At 62.6% G+C, this 17,774-nt stretch carries 16 protein-coding genes; 9 read left to right on the top strand and 7 right to left on the bottom strand.

What is annotated here, in order from left to right:
* Position 1 precedes the first annotated feature (1 nt).
* A complete protein-coding gene (ilvD, locus tag VARPA_RS16970) occupies positions 2-1,696 on the bottom strand; it encodes a dihydroxy-acid dehydratase (protein ID WP_013541813.1) in 1,695 nt (564 codons plus the stop codon).
* A 100-nt stretch (positions 1,697-1,796) separates the two neighbouring features.
* Between ilvD and VARPA_RS16965 the strand changes: the two genes are divergently transcribed.
* Positions 1,797-2,729, top strand: coding sequence for a LysR family transcriptional regulator (locus VARPA_RS16965; protein WP_013541812.1), 933 nt, complete (start codon positions 1,797-1,799; stop codon positions 2,727-2,729).
* Here the strand turns inward: VARPA_RS16965 and VARPA_RS16960 are convergent.
* On the bottom strand, positions 2,726-3,658 hold the full coding sequence (locus VARPA_RS16960; protein WP_013541811.1) for a LysR family transcriptional regulator: 933 nt from the start codon (positions 3,656-3,658) through the stop codon (positions 2,726-2,728). The two genes, VARPA_RS16965 and VARPA_RS16960, sit on opposite strands and share 4 nt — an antisense overlap.
* A 136-nt stretch (positions 3,659-3,794) precedes the next feature.
* Here VARPA_RS16960 and VARPA_RS16955 point away from each other — a divergent pair, with 136 nt between their 5' ends.
* From VARPA_RS16955 to VARPA_RS16920, 8 genes are all read left to right on the top strand, one after another.
* A complete protein-coding gene (locus VARPA_RS16955) occupies positions 3,795-4,568 on the top strand; it encodes an SDR family oxidoreductase (RefSeq protein ID WP_013541810.1) in 774 nt (257 codons plus the stop codon).
* Between the two features lie 32 nt (positions 4,569-4,600).
* Positions 4,601-4,870, top strand: a complete 270-nt coding sequence (locus tag VARPA_RS16950; protein ID WP_013541809.1) for a hypothetical protein — start codon at positions 4,601-4,603, stop codon at positions 4,868-4,870.
* A 57-nt stretch (positions 4,871-4,927) separates the two neighbouring features.
* A complete protein-coding gene (gene lgt, locus VARPA_RS16945) occupies positions 4,928-5,755 on the top strand; it encodes a prolipoprotein diacylglyceryl transferase (protein WP_041942941.1) in 828 nt (275 codons plus the stop codon).
* Between the two features lie 134 nt (positions 5,756-5,889).
* Positions 5,890-6,558: a GntR family transcriptional regulator gene (locus tag VARPA_RS16940; RefSeq protein ID WP_013541807.1), complete on the top strand. Its 669-nt coding sequence runs from the start codon at positions 5,890-5,892 to the stop codon at positions 6,556-6,558.
* 46 nt (positions 6,559-6,604) lie between these two features.
* Complete coding sequence (locus VARPA_RS16935) at positions 6,605-8,071, top strand: malonyl-CoA decarboxylase (RefSeq protein ID WP_013541806.1); 1,467 nt, start codon at positions 6,605-6,607, stop codon at positions 8,069-8,071.
* An 83-nt stretch (positions 8,072-8,154) separates the two neighbouring features.
* A complete protein-coding gene (locus VARPA_RS16930; protein WP_013541805.1) occupies positions 8,155-9,138 on the top strand; it encodes a Bug family tripartite tricarboxylate transporter substrate binding protein in 984 nt (327 codons plus the stop codon).
* Positions 9,135-9,929: an enoyl-CoA hydratase/isomerase family protein gene (locus VARPA_RS16925; RefSeq protein ID WP_013541804.1), complete on the top strand. Its 795-nt coding sequence runs from the start codon at positions 9,135-9,137 to the stop codon at positions 9,927-9,929. Before VARPA_RS16930 ends, VARPA_RS16925 begins: the two co-directional genes overlap by 4 nt.
* 23 nt (positions 9,930-9,952) lie before the next feature.
* On the top strand, positions 9,953-11,503 hold the full coding sequence (locus VARPA_RS16920; protein ID WP_013541803.1) for a malonate--CoA ligase: 1,551 nt from the start codon (positions 9,953-9,955) through the stop codon (positions 11,501-11,503).
* A 100-nt stretch (positions 11,504-11,603) separates the two neighbouring features.
* On the opposite strand, the gene VARPA_RS31120 is transcribed toward VARPA_RS16920, so the two are convergent.
* From VARPA_RS31120 to VARPA_RS16905, 5 genes are all read right to left on the bottom strand, one after another.
* Positions 11,604-12,254: a hypothetical protein gene (locus VARPA_RS31120; protein ID WP_013541802.1), complete on the bottom strand. Its 651-nt coding sequence runs from the start codon at positions 12,252-12,254 to the stop codon at positions 11,604-11,606.
* A 3-nt stretch (positions 12,255-12,257) separates the two neighbouring features.
* Positions 12,258-13,307 (bottom strand): DUF262 domain-containing protein, encoded by a 1,050-nt coding sequence (locus tag VARPA_RS16915; protein WP_013541801.1) that lies wholly within the window; start codon positions 13,305-13,307, stop codon positions 12,258-12,260.
* Positions 13,308-13,323: 16 nt separating this feature from the next.
* Complete coding sequence (locus tag VARPA_RS30640; RefSeq protein ID WP_167330545.1) at positions 13,324-14,610, bottom strand: DNA methyltransferase; 1,287 nt, start codon at positions 14,608-14,610, stop codon at positions 13,324-13,326.
* A 323-nt stretch (positions 14,611-14,933) separates the two neighbouring features.
* The gene (locus VARPA_RS16910; protein ID WP_013541799.1) at positions 14,934-16,637 is read right to left on the bottom strand and encodes a serine hydrolase; all 1,704 of its coding nucleotides are present in this window, start codon (positions 16,635-16,637) and stop codon (positions 14,934-14,936) included.
* A gap of 75 nt (positions 16,638-16,712) precedes the next feature.
* Positions 16,713-17,774, bottom strand: coding sequence for a phenylacetaldoxime dehydratase family protein (locus VARPA_RS16905; protein ID WP_013541798.1), 1,062 nt, complete (start codon positions 17,772-17,774; stop codon positions 16,713-16,715).

The raw sequence follows: 17,774 nt of genomic DNA, 5'->3' as shown, positions 1-17,774 counted from the left end.
ATCAGAACTTGTCGAGCACCGCGCCCGAGCTCGCGCTCGATGCGTTGAACGCGAACTTGGCCTGCACGCCGCGCGTGTAGCGCGGGGCCGGCGCCTTCCAGCCTTCGCGGCGCTTGGCGAGTTCGGCTTCGGGCACATTGAGTTCGAGCACCAGCTTGTGCGCGTCGATGGTGATCGAGTCGCCTTCGTTCACGAAAGCGATCGTGCCGCCGGCGGCCGCTTCGGGCGCGACGTGGCCGACCACCATGCCCCAGGTGCCGCCCGAGAAACGGCCGTCAGTGATGAGGCCCACGCTTTCGCCGAGGCCCGCACCAATCAGCGCGCCCGTGGGGGCCAGCATTTCCGGCATGCCCGGGCCGCCCTTGGGGCCGAGGTAGCGCAGCACCATCACGTCGCCGGCGACGATCTTGCCGTCGAGAATCGCCTTGAGGGCCGACTGCTCGTCGTCGAACACGCGCGCCGGGCCGGTGATGACCGGGTTCTTGAGGCCCGTGATCTTGGCGACTGCGCCTTCGGGCGAGAGGTTGCCCTTCAGGATGGCCAGGTGGCCCTCGTCGTACATCGGCTTGTCGATCGGGCGGATCACGTCCTGGTCGGCGCGCGGCACGTCGGGCACGTCCTTCAGCACTTCCGCGATGGTCTGGCCGCTGATGGTGATGCAGTCGCCATGCAGGAGGCCCGCGTTCAGCAGCACCTTCATGACCTGCGGAATGCCGCCGGCCTGGTGCAGGTCGACCGCGAGGTACTTGCCCGAGGGTTTCAGGTCGCAAAGCACCGGCACCTTCTTGCGCATGCGCTCGAAGTCGTCGATGGACCATTCCACTTCGGCCGCGTGCGCAATGGCCAGGAAGTGCAGCACCGCGTTGGTCGAGCCGCCGGTGGCCATGATCACGGCCACGGCGTTCTCGATGGCCTTCTTGGTCACGATGTCGCGCGGCTTCAGGTCTTTCTTGATCGCCTCGATCAGCACCTTGGCCGATTCCTTGGCCGAGTTGGCCTTTTCGTCGTGCGGGTTCGCCATGGTCGAGGAGTAGGGCAGCGAGATGCCGAGCGCCTCGAACGCGCTGGACATGGTGTTGGCCGTGTACATGCCGCCGCAGGAGCCGGTGCCGGGAATGGCGCGTTTCTCGATCTCGTGCAGGTCTTCGTCGCTCATGTTGCCGGCGGCGTTCTGGCCCACGGCTTCGAACACGCTCACGATGTTCAGGTCCTGGCCCTTGTAGCGGCCGGGGAGGATGGTGCCGCCGTACACGTAGATGGCGGGGACGTTGGCGCGCAGCATGCCCATGAGGCCACCTGGCATGTTCTTGTCGCAGCCGCCGACCACCAGCACGCCGTCCATCCACTGGCCGCCGACGCAGGTCTCGATGCAGTCCGAAATGACTTCGCGGCTCACCAGCGAGTACTTCATGCCTTCGGTGCCCATCGCCATGCCGTCGGAAATGGTGGGGGTGCCGAACACCTGCGCGTTGCCGCCGGCTTCTTCGATGCCCGCGATGGCCGCGTCGGCCAGCTTCTGCAGGCCCGAGTTGCAGGGCGTGATGGTGCTGTGGCCGTTGGCGACGCCGACCATCGGCTTCTTGAAGTCGCTCTCTTCGTAGCCCATGGCATAGAACATCGAGCGGTTGGGGGCGCGGCTCTTGCCTTCGACGATGTTGGCGCTGCGGCGGTTGATCTGGATTGGCTTGGTGTCCATGGTGTCTCTTCTATCGTGGGGAGATCGGGGGAGCCAAGTATCGGACTTCTGATTGATTCGTTCCAATCCAATTTTGTGAGTGGATTGATATGCTCGGCATATGAATGAAGTATTGATCGACCTGCGCGCCTGGCGCCAGTTCGTCGCCGTGGCCGAGGAACTGCACTTCGGCCGTGCCGCGCTGCGACTGCACATGACCCAGCCTCCGGTGACGCAGGCCATCGCCCAGCTTGAGAAGACGCTGGGCGTGGTGCTGTTCGACCGCACCCGCAGGCGCGTGGCGCTCACCCCCGCCGGCGAGGCGCTGCTGCCCGACGTGCGCGAGCTGCTGGCGCGTGCCCAGGCGCTGCCCGCGCGGGCGCGCGCTGCGGCGGCGGGGCAGGTGGGGCGCGTGCGCATCGCCTTCGTCTCGACGGTCGGCTTCGAGCAATTGCCGGCGTGGGTGCGCGAATTCCGCGTGCTGTGCCCCGAGGTGGCGCTCGAACTGGTCGAGGCCACCGGTGACGTGCAGCTCGAAGCCTTTGCGCGCGGAGAGATCGATGCGGGGCTGATGCTGCATTCGCCCGGTGCTGCGCCGCCCGGCCTGACGCGCCTGGCCGTGTCTGAAGAGCCGTTGGTGCTCGCACTGCCGGCCCGGCACGCGCTGGCCCGCACTGAGAAGCTGCTGCTGGCCGACGTGCTGGCCGAGCCGTTGGTGATCTTTCCGCGCCGCATCGTGCCTTCGCTGCACGACGCGATCTTCGAGCTCTACCACGCAGCCGGCCGCGTGCCGCAGCTCGCCCAAGCGGCCATCCAGATGCAGACCATCGTCAACCTCGTTTCCGGAGACATCGGCGTGGCCTGGGTGCCGGAGAGCGTCACGCAGTTCCGGCGAGCGGGCGTGGTCTATCGCCGCGCTGCAGAGTTCGCACCGGCCGGCCGGCGCCGCAGCGCGCCCGCGCTCCCGGTGTGCGAGACCAGCCTGGTGTGGCCCGAGGGGGCGAACAACCCGGCCCTCGCGCGCTTCGTGGCGTTCGTGCGCGAGCGCGGCTAACGCGTCTTCCGGGGGCGAGTGCCCGCGGGTTTGTCGAGCGAATCGGCGAGCAGCGTTTCGAGCCATCCTGCAAAAGCCTGCATCCGCCGCGAGAGGTTGCGCCGGTGCGGGTACACCAGTTGCACCGGCAGCGGCTCGGCGCGCGCATCGGCCAGCACCTCGACCAGTTCGCCGGCCGCGAGGTGCCCGCGCACGTCGTAAGCGGGGATCTGGATCAGCCCCAGCCCCGCCAGCGCACACGCGATGTAGGTCTCGGCATTGTTTGCGGCCACCTGGCTGCGCATGCGCAGCGTCGCGGTCTCGCCGTCGCGCTGCCATTCCCAGGGCGCGGCGCGGCCGCTGGTCGGCGAGGCGTAGTTGACCGCGAGGTGCGCGGGCAGATCGGCTGGCGTCTGCGGCGTGCCGTGGCGCGCGAGGTAGGCGGGGCTCGCGCAGTTGATCAGCGTGAAGTGCCCGAGCGGCCGCGCCACCAGGCTGCTGCTGGCCAGCGGCCCGACGCGCAAGGCGCAATCGACGCCTTCGAGCACGAGGTCCACCGCGCGGTCGCTCGAACCCAGTTCCAGCTCGATGCCCGGAAAGCGCGCGAAGAAATCCGGCAGCGCCGGTGCGATGAGCAGCCGCGCGATGCGGCTCGGCACATCGACCTTGAGCCGCCCGCTCACATTGCTGTGCGCGGGCAGGAACTGCTGCTCGATGTCTTCCATGTCGGTGACAAGTGCTCGGGCGCGCTCCAGCAGCGCTTCGCCATCGGGTGTGAGGCTGACGCGCCGCGTGGTCCGGTGCAGGAGGCGCGAACCCAGCCGAGCTTCGAGTTGCTGCACTGCCGTGGAGATGGCGGCGCGCGGCAGCGCGAGGCGGTCGGCCGCGCGGGTGAAGCTGCCGGTTTCGGCAACGCTGAGGAAGACCTTGAGCAGGTCGATGCGGTCCATGGCGGTACTGCCTAGATTGTTCGTGATTTTTTGAACAGTCTAGCGTCGTTCATTCGCTTTATCCCGATGCTTTCAATCAATAGACTGGACTCTTCCCGTCACGCATCCACGCTTTTTTTCAACAGGAGCTCATTCCATGTCCGCACGCACCCTCAAGAACAAGGTCGCCGTCATCGCCGGCGGCGGCAAGAACCTCGGCGCGCTCATCGGCCACCAGCTGGTCGACGGCGGCGCCCGCGGCATCGCCATCCACTACAACAGCGACGCATCGCGCGGCGATGCCGAGAAAACCGCCGCCGCGCTCAAGGCCAAGGGCGCCGACACGCTGCTGGTGCAGGGCGACCTCTCGGTGGTGGAGAACAACGTCAAGCTGTTCGACCAGGCCGTGAAGCACTTCGGCCAGGTCGACATCGCGATCAACACCGCGGGCGTGGTCATCAAGAAGCCGATCCTCGAGGTGACCGAGGCCGACTACGACAAGAGCTTCGACGCCAACGCCAAGGCCGCGTTCTTCTTCATCCAGCAGGCCGGCCGCACGATGGCCGATGGCGGCAGCATCGTGACGATCGTGAGCTCGCTGCTGGCGGCCTACACGCCGTTCTATTCGATCTACCCGGGCTCCAAGGCCGCCGTGGAGCACTACACCCGCGCAGCCTCCAAGGAGTTCGGCGACCGCGGCATCTCGGTCAACGGCATCGGTCCCGGCCCGATGGACACGCCGTTCTTCTATGGCCAGGAGAGCAAGGAAGCCGTCGAGTACCACAGCAGCGCCGCGGCGCTCAGCAAGTTCTCGAAGAAGGGCCTGACCGACATCGAGGACATCGCGCCGATCGTGCGGTTCCTCGTTACCGAAGGCTGGTGGATCACCGGCCAGACGATTCTTGCCAACGGTGGCTACACCACCCGCTGATCCCGCAAGATCGCGCCCGGAGGACAACGCATATGCACACAGTCATGGTGATGGGCGGCGGCTTCGTGCTGCTGGTGGTGTTTCTCTTGGCCAGCCGCTTCATCGGCGACGGCTCGTCGCTGGCGCTGGCTACTGCCGCCAAGTGGTTCATTCCGGCGTGGTTCATCGGCGCGGGCATCAACATGGCGGTGGGCGTGATCAAGGCGGGGTATTCGGTGGCCGAGGAGCTGCCGATTTTTCTCCTGATCTTCGCGGTGCCGGCCGTGGTGGCGGGCCTCCTGTGGTGGAAGTTCGGGCGCTGAGATTGGCCTGAATGTCCCCGTGCCGGCCGCGACATTCCGGCCGGGCACAATCCGCGGATGCTCATGTATCCGCAGATCAATCCCATCGCCCTGCAGCTCGGGCCCGTCGCCATTCACTGGTACGGCCTGACCTACCTGGCGGCCTTCGCGCTGTTCTATTTCCTCGGCACCCGCCGCTTGCGCCACGAGCCGTATCGCTCGCTGGTCGGGCAGGGCGCCTGGCAGCGCAAGGACATCGAGGACATTCTTTTCCTCGGCGTGATGGGCGTGATCGTCGGTGGGCGCTTGGGCTATTGCCTGTTCTACAAGCCCGAGTTCTATCTGACCCATCCCCTCGAGATCCTCTACGTGTGGCAGGGCGGCATGAGCTTCCATGGCGGCATGCTGGGCGTGATCGGCGCGATGGTGTGGTTCTCGCATTCGCGTGCGCGTCCGTTCTGGCAGGTGATGGACTTCGTCGCGCCCTGCGTGCCGACCGGCCTCGCCGCGGGACGCGTGGGCAACTTCATCAACGGCGAACTCTGGGGCCGGTTCAGCAGCCCCGACCTGCCGTGGGGCATGGTGTTCCCGCAGAGCGGGTCGATGCTGCCGCGCCATCCGTCGCAGATCTATCAGTTCCTGCTCGAAGGCCTGCTGCTTTTCGCGATCATGTGGCTCTACGCGCGCAAGGAACGGAAGGAAGGGCAGGTGGCTTCCGTCTTCTTGATCGGCTATGGCGCGCTGCGTTTCTTTGCCGAGTACTTCCGCGAGCCCGACGACTTCCTCGGCCTCCGGGCACTGAGCCTGAGCCAGGGACAGTGGCTCAGCGTGCCGATGGTGATTGGCGGCATCGCGCTGTGGTTCTGGTTCGGCCGGGCCAAGAAGACGGTCGCCGCACGCGCCTGAAGCGGGTGATCTCAGGGTAATCACGGGCTGGGCGGGGCGCCCGTGACACTTGCGCAACATTGTTTGCGCGCTCACAATTATGCGTAATTACAGGAAATTACGCCGAGCCACCCACGGTCGAGAGCCCCATCTCCATGCGCCTGGTCCCCAACTCCCTGCACGACGAAGTCGCCGCCACGCTGCGCGAGCAGATCTTCGCGGGCACGCTGGCGCCGGGCAGTTTCCTGGACGAAGTCGCGCTGTGCGAGCGCCTCTCCATTTCCCGCACGCCGCTGCGCGAAGCACTCAAGGTGCTCACCGCCGAAGGCCTGCTGCGACATGAACCGCGGCGTGGCTGCTTCGTCAACGAAGTGACCGAGCGCGACCTCGACGAGATCTTTCCGGTGATCGCGCTGCTCGAAGGCCGCTGCGCCTTCGAGGCCGCCCGCAACGCGAGCGATGCCGAGTTGCACGAACTCGACGGGCTGCACGAGCGCCTGGAGCGCCACGCCAAGGCGCGCCGCATCAACGACTACTACGCCACCAACCACATCATTCACGAGGCGATCATCAAGCTCGCCGACAACAGGTGGCTCGCGCAGGTGATCGGCGACCTGCGCAAGATCCTGAAGCTCGCGCGCCTGCAGCAACTGCATGCGCCGGGCCGGCTCGACCAGAGCCTGTCGGAACACCTGGCCGTGTTCGCGGCGCTCAAGGCACGCGACAGCGAAGGCGCCGACGCCGCCATGCGAACGCACCTCACGCGCCAGCGCGAGGCATTGCGCGAAGTCGCGCGCCAGCAGAAATCCAGGGTGATGCCGTGACCATTTGCCACGGCGCGCCCGCAACCTTTGACAGGGGAGTCCAGCGATGAGTGCGACCGAATGGTTCCAGGCGCGGCTGCGTTCTGGCGAAAAGTCCAAGGTGCCCGTGGCGCTCGAGAGCATTGCCAAGAGCGTGCCGAAGAACACGCTCAAGCCCAGCGAGCGCACGACCGCCGAGCGCCTGCAGGTCACGCTGCGCAAGGCCGACGAGGCCCTGTCGCCGCGCGCACTGCGCCGCGTGCTGGCCGACCTGCAGGCCGTGATCGATCCGCGCGTGAGCGAGGTCGAAGGCGGCCGCCGGGCCCACGCCATCGCGGAGGCCTATGCCGCGGCCACACCCGAGGAGCGCCGCGACTACTGGGCGCTGATGAGCGAGCACTTCGCCGCCGATGCGCAAAAGCTCAAGACCGCGCGCGACCAGCACCAGGCCGCGGTCGGCACGCCCGACGAAGGGCAGGCCGAAATGAAGCTGCGCCGCGCGCTCGTCTCGCCGCGCATGCGCCTTCTGCAGCGCTTCGCGGTCGAGCCCACGGGCATGCGCTTTCTGGTCGACCTGCGCGCCGGCCTGCTGCCGTGCCTGAAGGCCGACAAGCGCCTGCTTGCGCTCGATGCCGAACTCGAGCAACTCTTCTCCACCTGGTTCGACGTCGCCTTCCTCGAGCTGCGCCGCATCGACTGGGATTCGCCGGCCTCGCTGATCGAGAAGCTCATCCGCTACGAGGCGGTGCACGACATCAAGAGCTGGTCCGATGTGAAGAACCGGCTGGACGACAGCGACCGCCGCTGCTACGGCTTCTTCCACCCGCGCCTGCCCAACGAGCCGCTGATCTTTGTCGAGGTGGCGCTGGTCGACCGCATCAGCGACGGCATCACGCCGCTGCTCGACGAGGCGGCCGTACCGGTGCTGCCCGCCAAGGCGACCACCGCGATCTTCTATTCGATCAGCAACACCCAGAATGGCCTGCGCGGCGTGAGCTTCGGCGATTCGCTCATCAAGCGCGTGGTCGAGACGCTGCAGGACGAACTGCCGCGCCTGAAGACCTTTGCCACGCTCTCGCCGATTCCGGGCTTTCGCACCTGGCTCGCCAAGAACGCCGCCGACCTGCTGCCGCGCCTCGATGAAAAGCGCGAGGTCGAACTCGGCCGCCTCGTCGGCTCGGTGCCGCCCACGGCCGAGCGCCTGCTCGCCGCCGTGGAAGCTGCCGCCACCTTCGATGCCAAGTCGCCGCTGCGCCAATGGCTGCTGCAGGCGGCCGCCGAGTACCTGGGCCGTGCGCTGGTCGACGGCACGCCGGCCGACCCGGTCGCGCGCTTCCACCTGGGCAACGGTGCACGGGTCGAACGGTTGAACTGGGCGGGCGATCCCTCGCCCAAGGGGCACAAGCAGTCGTATGGCCTCATGGTCAATTACCTGTACGACTTGAAGCGCCTCGACAAGCATCGGACCTGGCTGGGCGACGGCAAGGTCGCGGTATCGGGAGACATCGAAAGCCTGTTCTTCAAAAAAGGCTGAACGTTCGACAACAAGGCGGGCGCGGAGAAGGTGCCTAACGCCGCATGGGGCGGCAAAATCCACAACGATCGGAGAAGAGACAAATGAACCAGAGTTTTAAGCGACGTGACGTTCTGCGCGTGGCCGCCGCCGGTGCGGCCGTTCTTTGCGGCGCCGCGCGCGCGCAGGGCTGGCCGACCAAGCCGGTGACGATGATCGTGCCGTTCCCGGCCGGCGGCGGCACCGACGCCTTTGCGCGGCCGCTCTCGGGCCAGTTCACCAAGGTGGCGGGGCAGACGCTGGTGATCGACAACCGCGGCGGCGCCGGCGGCACGCTGGGCGCGAGCATCGCGGCCAAGGCGCCGGCCGATGGCTACACGCTCTTCATGGGGGCGGTGCACCACGCCATCGCGCCCTCGGTGTACCCCAAGCTCGACTACGACATCGAGAAAGACTTCGTGCCGCTGATGCTGCTGGCCAACGTGCCGCAGGTGGTGGTCATCAACCCCAAGCGCGTGCAGGCCAACACCATCCAGGAATTCATCGCGCTGGTGAAGCGCAACCCCGGCAAGTTCAACTACGGCTCGGCCGGCTCGGGCACCTCGCACCACCTGGCGGGCGAGCTTTTCAAGATACAGACCGGCACCTTCATCACCCACATCCCGTACCGCGGTGCGGGCCCGGCGCTGTCGGACCTGATCTCGGGCAACGTCGACTTGATGTTCGACGGCCTGGGTTCTTCGGCCCAGCACATCAAGAGCGGCCGCATCAAGGCGCTGATGGTTGCCGGCACCAAGCGCAACCCCGCGTTTCCCGATGTGCCGTGCGCCGCCGAAGTGGGCCTGCCCGACTACACCGTGACCACCTGGTATGGCCTCTGGGCACCGAAGAACACGCCGGCCGAAGCGCAGGCGCGCGCGGTCGACGACATGAAGAAGGCACTCGCCACCGACGAGCTCAAGACCATCTGGGCGCAGAACGGTTCCGAGATCCCGACTCTCACCATGGCCGCCTACGGCGGCTTCGTGAACTCCGAAATCAAGCGCTGGGCCACGGTCGTGAAGGCGTCGGGCACCAAGCTCGAATGACGGCTGCGGGCACTGCGTCGCCCAGGCGCGAACGCGCGTCCGTATCGGTGCAGCGCGAAGGCGCGGTGGCGGTTGTCACGCTGTCGAACGCGGGCCGCCTCAATGCGATGACGCGCGCGATGTGGCGCGAGCTGCGCACGGTGTTCACGGGCCTGGACGATGCCGGCCTTCGATGCATCGTGATCCGCGGGGAAGGGGGCGCCTTCTGCGCGGGCGGTGACATCTCCGAATATCCGTCGTTCCGCTTCGAAGAGCCGAGCCTGCGCCAATTCCACGAGAACGAGGTGTGGGCTGCGCTGCAGGCGCTGCTCGATTGCCCGATTCCGCTGGTCGCGCAGATCGAAGGCGCCTGCATGGGCGCCGGCATCGAGATCGCGAGCTGCTGCGACATCCGCATCGCGGGCGCCACCGCGAAGTTCGGCGCGCCGATCGCCAAGCTGGGCTTTCCCATGGCGCCGCGCGAAGCGGCCCTCGTGCATGGCGCCATCGGCGACGTGCTCGCGCGCGACATGCTGCTGGCTGCCGGCGTGCACGGCGCCCAGCGTTTGTACGACGCGGGCTTCCTGCTGCAGGTGCTGCCCGACAACGAGGTCGCGACCGCAGTGCAGGTGCATGCCGACCGCATCGCCGCGCTCGCGCCGCAGGCCGCGCGCCTGCACAAGCGCACCTTCGCCGCGCTGAAGGCCGGTGCGACGCAGAACCTGCTCGCCACGGCCTACGACTACGCCGATTCCGCCGAGCACCGCGAAGGCATCGCTGCCTTCCTTGCCAAGCGAACCCCGAATTTCTGAAGTACCGGTTCAAAGACGAAGCGATGAAGAAGCCAACCAACGCCAACCTGTTCGCCGCCTTGCGCGCGGCCTTTCCCGCCGACCTCGACGGCATCGCAGTCGAGACCGACAACGGCCTGTTCTATTCGTGGCGCGACCTCGAACGCGCGAGCGCGATGATCGCCAACCTGCTCGATGCGCTCAAGCTCGAGAAGGGCGCGCGCATCGCGGTGCAGGTCGAAAAATCCGTCGAGGCGATGCTGCTGTACCTCGCGACGCTGCGCGCGGGCTATGTGTTCCTGCCGCTCAACACCGCCTACCAGAGCGCCGAGATCGAATACTTCATCGGCAACGCCGAGCCCGCGGTCGTGGTGTGCACCAGCCGCAATGCATCGTGGGTCGGGCCCATCGCCAATGCGGCGGGCACGCGGCACGTGTTCACGCTGGACGACGACCGCACCGGCACGCTGCTCGAAGTGGCGGCGCAGTGCAGCGACAAGCACACGCCCGCGAAAAAGTCGCCCGACGACCTCGCCGCGATCCTCTACACGAGCGGCACCACCGGACGCAGCAAGGGCGCGATGCTCACGCACGGCAACCTGCTGTCGAACGCCGAGGTGCTCAAGGACTACTGGGGCTGGACGCCGGGCGACGTGCTCATTCACACGCTGCCGATCTTCCACGTGCACGGCCTCTTCGTCGCGCTGCACGGTGCACTGCTCAACGGCAGCAAGATGCTGTGGTTCGCGAAGTTCGACCCCAAGCGCATCGTCGCCAAGCTGCCCGAAGCCACCGTGTTCATGGGCGTGCCGACGCTCTACGTGCGCCTGCTCGCCGAGCCGGGCCTCACACGCGAAGCGGTGCGCAACATGCGCCTGTTCGTCGCGGGCTCGGCACCGCTGCTCATCGAGACCTTCGACGAATGGCAGGGGCGCACCGGCCACACGATCCTCGAGCGCTACGGCATGAGCGAGACGGTCATGCTCACCTCCAACCCCTACAAGCCCGAGCAGGGCGAGCGCCGTGGCGGCACCGTCGGTTTCGCCTTGCCGGGCGTGCAACTGCGCGTGCGCGACGAGAAGGGCAACGACTGCACCACCGACGATATCGGCGGCATCGAGGTCGATGGCCCGAACGTGTTCGCCGGCTACTGGCGCATGCCCGAGAAGACGGCGGAAGAATTCACCGCCGACGGCTTCTTCAAAACCGGCGACGTCGGCAAGATCGACGGCCGCGGCTACATCACCATCGTCGGCCGCAGCAAGGACCTGATCATCAGCGGCGGCTACAACGTCTACCCGGCGGAGATCGAGGGCTACATCAACGAGATGGCCGGCGTGGCCGAGAGCGCGGTCATCGGCGTGCCGCACCCCGACTTCGGCGAAGTGGGCGTGGCCATCGTGATCGCCAAGCCGGGCACCGTCATCGATGCCGACGCCATCGTGGCGGAGCTCAAGTCGAAGCTCGCGAACTTCAAGATTCCCAAGCGCTGCTTCGTCGTGCCCGAACTGCCGCGCAACACGATGGGCAAGGTGCAGAAGGCGCTGCTGCGTGCCGAGCACAAGGGGTTGTTCGCACCGGGATACTCCGCATAACCCAGCCAAAGGCTTGGCCTCCAGGTGATGAAACAAGCCGATCTTTACTGAACCTGCCGATCAAGCATGATTTTTGACCCGAATCGGGCGCGTCGAGAGCTCACTCCATAAGCAGTTCAAAGAAGAGACTTGCATCGATTAGCCATTCCTCCAACACCGAATGAGGCCGCCCAGAAATAACATACATAAGTATGTCGTCAGGATGATGGGTGTTCAAAACCCCCATGCTTACGGCATTGACAGAGGCCTTACCAAAAGTGTCCTTTCCCCTGTGTGCGTAGAAATGGCGGATTGATTTTAAATTCTTAAAAAGGCCAGAATTTAGGGCTAGAGCATTTTGCAATGACGGAAGATTTGTCGCGCCGGCATAAGATAATATTTTCTCCGTCTCTTTTGGGTCTCGAATTGTCTGTTCATCCGTTTGTCGAATAGACTGCGGCGAATTAAGTCGTCGATATTTGACAGGATTAACTATCGATAGGATGTATGCAGCGATTTGCTCTTCTGGGCCCAAGCTTTGGTTTACTCGAATTCTTGCCCCAATTCGAGTTTTTGCCTGGCGGATTGTGCTAATCGTAAATTCACGAAGCACAGAGATAACCAGATTGTCCAGCTCTATGGCCAAATAGCCAAGTTGGTGATTCTGATGGGGCGCATTGATCAGAACAGTTGTCCCATAAAGACGTTGTAGTCTTCTTATTCTGCCCTGTGTTGCATTATGCAAATGCATTAGATGCATGGAGGCGCGCATGATTTATACAGCCTGAACAAGTGCCGCTTTAAAATAAAAAAAGCGTATTGCGCGAGCCTCGCCGGTATTGGTGGCGGAAGTATTCGCTTTGACAAATTCACTAAGCGCCGGGTAATTGTCTGGTTCACGTAAGGCAGAAACTAATGTTTCTAGGGAGTGATTGTGTTCCTGCACTGCGTGAACAATTTTGGGATAAGCTGCGATCGCCTGTGCTTCAAAAGGTTCTTCATATTTAATCGATATTGCGGCAACGACGATTGACTGAAATACATGCATCCGAAGCAATACATCTTGATGTAAGATTTCGCGTTCAATAAAGTGCTTTATCCCAAAATTCATCTTCTCGCCGAACACTTCGGCGGACTCGAAGCTTGCATTATATTTTTTGTATAGCCTGTCGAGCTGTACGCCTTTGACTGTCAAAAAACCTTCATCGAGCGTAAGTGCAATTTCTGCGTAGAGGCGAAGATCGGTCATCCGAATAAGGTCACGCCTAGAAAGAAGGCCGAGCTTCAGAAGTGACTCTTTGTAAGACTCGGCCATCCTATTGATGAACCACTTGAAATCGCCCTGATACCGAGCGTTTCTTTGTTCTTCCGCGTTCAATGGAACGTTGTTGGCATTCATTCTACGAAATGCTTCTCGGACTTCATCTTCGGGTACACCAGAAAACTGGTCGACGGGAAGTTGATAGGAAAGGAATTTTGCTTGCCAGTCCTCGCCGAGCTTGTTGTATTTTAAACCTTGGAGTTCTTCTGTTTCGATGTTCTTCGAAAGTGCGAGCTTATTCTCATAAAACATCATGAGCGCTTGACTCCGTTGCTGCCCATCAACAATCTCTTTGATAACTCCTCTAGTCTTTAGATCTAATTTTGCGTATACAAATATTTTTGGAATTGGATACTCTAGCAAAATGGATTCAATAAAAAAGGATCTCGCTGGCGTATTCCATAGGCCATCTTTTCGCTGATAGTCGGTGTTGACAATGATCTTTTTTTCTTGCATCGCGCCGCAGTAATCGGCAACAGACATTGGAGAGGAGTTGGCCTTCATTTTAATTTTCCTATTTTTACTTTTTGAAGCAAATGACCGATTCAACGGCTTTTGCCGTTGAACGATAATTTTTTGACTTTGGATTGATGGCGGCCATTGGATTATTTTTTGAAAAATCTACGCGATGAAAGAGATCTAATCCGCAGTTTGCAGCCATTTCAATTAAGGTGAGCGGAACGTCGTTGTGTAATTCTTTATAATAAGAATCTTGGACCACCAAAATTGCGCGTCCTCCTTTTTTAAGGGAAGCTCCTACATTTTCCATTGACTTAGACATTTTTTGAAAATAGTCTAAATGAGTTTTATAATAGTAGCCGCCAGAGGCTTTAGAGCGGTGAGCCTCAAGGCGCTTGAGAAATTCGATGCAGGAATTTCCCCAGCGAGCATCGGGCACGATGGAATTATTCGGAACTTTGATAGAGCCGATCATTTGCTGACTCAGGGTTTCGCGACTTACATCCAATAGTGGATGTAAAACAGCTAATTCAATTCTTGTTGCTGCGGTATAATCGATTCGAGTGCAATAAGGCGGTGATGTTATTATCAGGTCCGCAAAATTTTTGCGATGCAAAGTCGTGGTGTTGCCAACTGATATTTCTGTTTTTGCCGATGCAACGCTTGAATAATCTATAGATCGAAGCCCGATGGCCATGCTTTTTGCCTGATCGACAAATGCAGTCAGAATCTCGGAGGCATTCAAAGATATTTTTTTGGCTGAATCTTTGGGTATTTTTAGCCAAGTTGGATTTGTTGAGCGAAATGGCTTTGCGAACGCTCGACAAATGGAGAATAGTGAAATATAAAATGTTGCCGCAAAGCAGGATATTTCTTCAAAATCAAAGGAGGCCCTTCGAGTATCAGCGCTCACCAATCTATTCCGAATTCGCCGCTCTAAATTTCTAATGGTGCTTGCGGTCGAGAAAGTAAACCATTGAAGCAGCGGATCACTAGGTTCGATGTTGCTTTTTAATGCACCAATGCCTTTAATCAAGCTTTTTGCTTGAGGCTCTATACTTCCCGCCTCAGTAGGATACAGCGCGCGCGCGCGCGCAACCAAAACCATCACTGGATTTAAATCCATGCCATGTGAGTTGTAGCCAAGCTTGGCTGCGGCGTATGTTGTAGTTCCACTGCCGTTCCAAGGATCAAATATCACGGCCTTTTTGGATGACAACGAGGCGGTTTCAATTATTCGGCTGGCAAAAGATTCGGGGAATCCTGCATAGTAGGGGAAACAGTCATCCCACTGTGATCCTATTCGCCTTTTTAATTTGGGCGACTCAATGATAAGTGTTTTTTGCACGCGGATATTAGAGATTGAATTCGTAATGGTCGGCGAATTGCTGCCGCAATGCGACGGACAAATAACAGGAGGCATTGCTCGCAAGCGAGAGGAAGCTCTCAGGAACCGAACACGCATTGTGGAGGCTTTTCGCTATTGAGCGGAGGTAGGAATCGTCGGAAACCCACCGTGGAGGGTATAAAAAACTGCCAAGTTGGTCGTCTGCGCATCGAGTGAGTCCATAGGGACACTCTGATAACCAAGCTCGCAACCTGTGCTCGATCATTGGCTATGAAGCGAGCCGGTCTTGTCCCGAGCCGGAGATCGCATTGAGCAGATCATCGTTAGGGCTTCGTCACTCTCGGCGCGAGGGCTGTGACGCGCGGCTCATGAAAGACCAGCGCGTCCACCACGTCCGGCGACGGCCGGCGGAACTCCACGCTGAAGCCTTCGAGCGTCTCGACATTGAAGCGCCGTCCGCCGGCCGGCAGCAGCCGGTAGGTCGGCTGGCCCGGGATCGTCATGTTGAGCTGGTCGCCGGCATCGAGCCGGATCTCGATCACGCGGCCCGCGTGCAGGTAGTTGCCGGCGCACAGCCGGCGGAATACGGGGTCGAGCACCTCGCCAGCCGCGACGCGGCGGAACACGATGTCATCCACCATCTGCTCGAGCGGCACTTCGATGCGGTCGATGTGGCCCTGCCGGTCGTAGCGGAAGGTGAGGGTGCGGTCGCTCGGATGCATGATCGTCGGCCGGTCGGGCGTGATGAAGACGTCGTAATGGCGGTGCAGCAGCAGGTCTTCGGTGCCGCGCCAGTGCCATGCAAGCCCGTCCCCTCGTTGCTCGATGCGGATGCGTCCATACGCCGGATGCTCGTACTCGCCGGCATAGTCTTCGAGCGGATGGCTCGGCCGGGTTTCGCTGTGGCGAACTTCCGCGGCGGCTTTCTTGTCGAGCTTCTGCTGTTCGACCGCCTGCTTCCGCTTGGGTGCGAGCCGGCCGAACCAGTCGACCGGTTCGCGGCCACAGAGGCGGTCGAGCGCCGCGAAGGTGAGGATGGGCGTGGTACCGCCCGGCGCGCGGTTCGTCAGCACCACGATGCCTGCGCGGCGTTCGGGCAGAAGCGTCATGAGCGTGCTCCAGCCGGTCCACGAGCCCGAATGCGCAATCGTTCGATCGCCGCGGTATTGCTCGCAGAAGAGGCCGAGGCCATAGTGCGAATCGCCGATCTCGGCGTATTCGGAGCAGCCCATGTACACGCGCGGCGTCGTCATTTCACGCAGCGATTGCGCGGAGAGCAGCTGGCGGCCGTCCGCCTTGCCGTCTAGGAGAAAGCGTGCCCATTTCGCGAGGTCGGCCACCGAGGCGTTGATGCCGCCGGCAGGCGTCGCGCGGATGGGCGACAGCGGCGAACGGTGGCGCTCGTCGCCGTCGATCGCATGCGGACGGGCGCCGTCTTCGGCTGCGCCGAGCGCCTCGATGGAAAAGCCGAAATGCCTGAAGCCCAGCGGCTTCATCAGGCGCTCGGTGGTGAATTCCTCATAGCTCTGGCCGCTGATCCGCTCGGTGATCATTCCCGCGACAAGGTAGCCGAGGTTCGAGTATTGGAAGGTGTCGCGCAGATCCTTGTTCGGCGCGAGGTGCCTGAGCGCCGCCAGCATCTGCGCGTTGCTCAGGTCGCCGGGCATGTGGATCCAGTCGTGGCGCGGCAGCCCGCTGTGGTGGCACAGCAAATCGCGCACCGTGAGCCGCTCGGTCGCCACCGGGTCGTGCAGGCGAAATTCGGGAATCACCTCTCGCACCGGGCGATTCCATTCCAGCTTGCCTTCGTCGACCAGCAGGCCGAGCCCGGCCGCGGTGAAAGACTTGGTGATCGAGCACAGCAAAAATTGCGTGTCGGTGGTCACGGGCAGGCCGGTGTCGGTGTCGCGCACGCCATAGCCCTTCTGCAGCACCACCTCGCCGTCCTGAATCACCGCCAGCGCGAGGCCGGGCACTTTCCATTCCTGCATCGAGGCTTCGATGAGGTTTTCGAGATCGCTCCACATGGTCGGGGTCCTGCCTTGCGGCCTTGATTGGAATAGGGCCGCGCATCCTAAAGCAATCCCCACCGAGCCTCTTTCTCAGGTGACGGCGAGCCCGTTCATCAACCCGCTGCGCGCGCGGCAGTTGATGTATTCGTAGCTTTGCTCGTCGGCCTTCAGCACCGACACCTCGTGGTACACGCGCAGTTGAAGCTGGAAGTTCAGCGCCTGCACATAGCGCATGAAGCTGCCGAAGATCGCGACGTGCGTCGGGTGCGATTCGGCCCAACGCTCCATGTCGGCGAGCGAGCGCCAGTAGCTGAGGCCAAAGGACTTTTGCAGCGGCGCGCCCTTCGCGTCGAGGTGGTGCATGTAGCGGTTGCTGTAGCAGCCGATGCCCAGTCCCTGGTCGCGGAGGAAATCCATGCCTTCGCGCAGCACCGGCTCCATGTCTTCCAGATAAAGCGTGCGCTCCTGGCCGGTGGTGTCGGCCCACTCCTGGCCCGAGCGGATCATCGCGATGTTCTCGTGGCCCGCGATGCGCACGCGCTGGCCCGGCGCCGGTGTGCCGGCGACGACTGCGCGCGTGCCCGAGGGCGACAGCGCATCGGTCTGCGAGAGCGGGATGCGGTCGCGCATCGACCCCCAGTAGCCGTGCTCCTGCAGCTCTCCGCTGAGCTCGCCCATCACCACGCCGATGCCCTCGAAGCGGTCCGGCGTGTTGAACATCGTCTCGAAGTGCTCGACGCGCGGCGAGGCGATTTCGCGGAAGTAGCCAAGGCCTTCGTTCAGTCGCTCATCGGAACGCCACCATGCGTCGATGGCAGGCGTGGCGCTCCAGCGCGCAAAGGCCGCGGCGTCGTGCCAGTAGGCGATGGCGACCATGTTGTCGAAGCCATCGGCGTCGACGTAGTGCGCGAGGTCGTGATGGCCCGGCCCATCGGGCAGCGCGAAGTCGCGCGCGATCTTCATCAGCGCGGCGCAGGCGCGGCCCTGCATCTCGGGGCCGCGCGACTGCACGCCGAAATAGCCCATCGTCACCTGCGTCACTGAAGTCGGCGCTCGGGCCGACCAGACGGGGTAGGGCGGCGTGTAGTCGTCCTCGACGCGGCGGTGCCGCGTGCGGGGACATTTCAGATGCTCGGCGATGGCGGATTCCAT

Origin of the sequence: Variovorax paradoxus EPS, assembly GCF_000184745.1 — a bacterium.
In the GTDB taxonomy this organism is placed as follows: domain Bacteria; phylum Pseudomonadota; class Gammaproteobacteria; order Burkholderiales; family Burkholderiaceae_C; genus Variovorax; species Variovorax paradoxus_C.
Note: the sequence above shows the minus strand (reverse complement) of the source record. Positions and strands in the feature narration are given on the sequence as shown.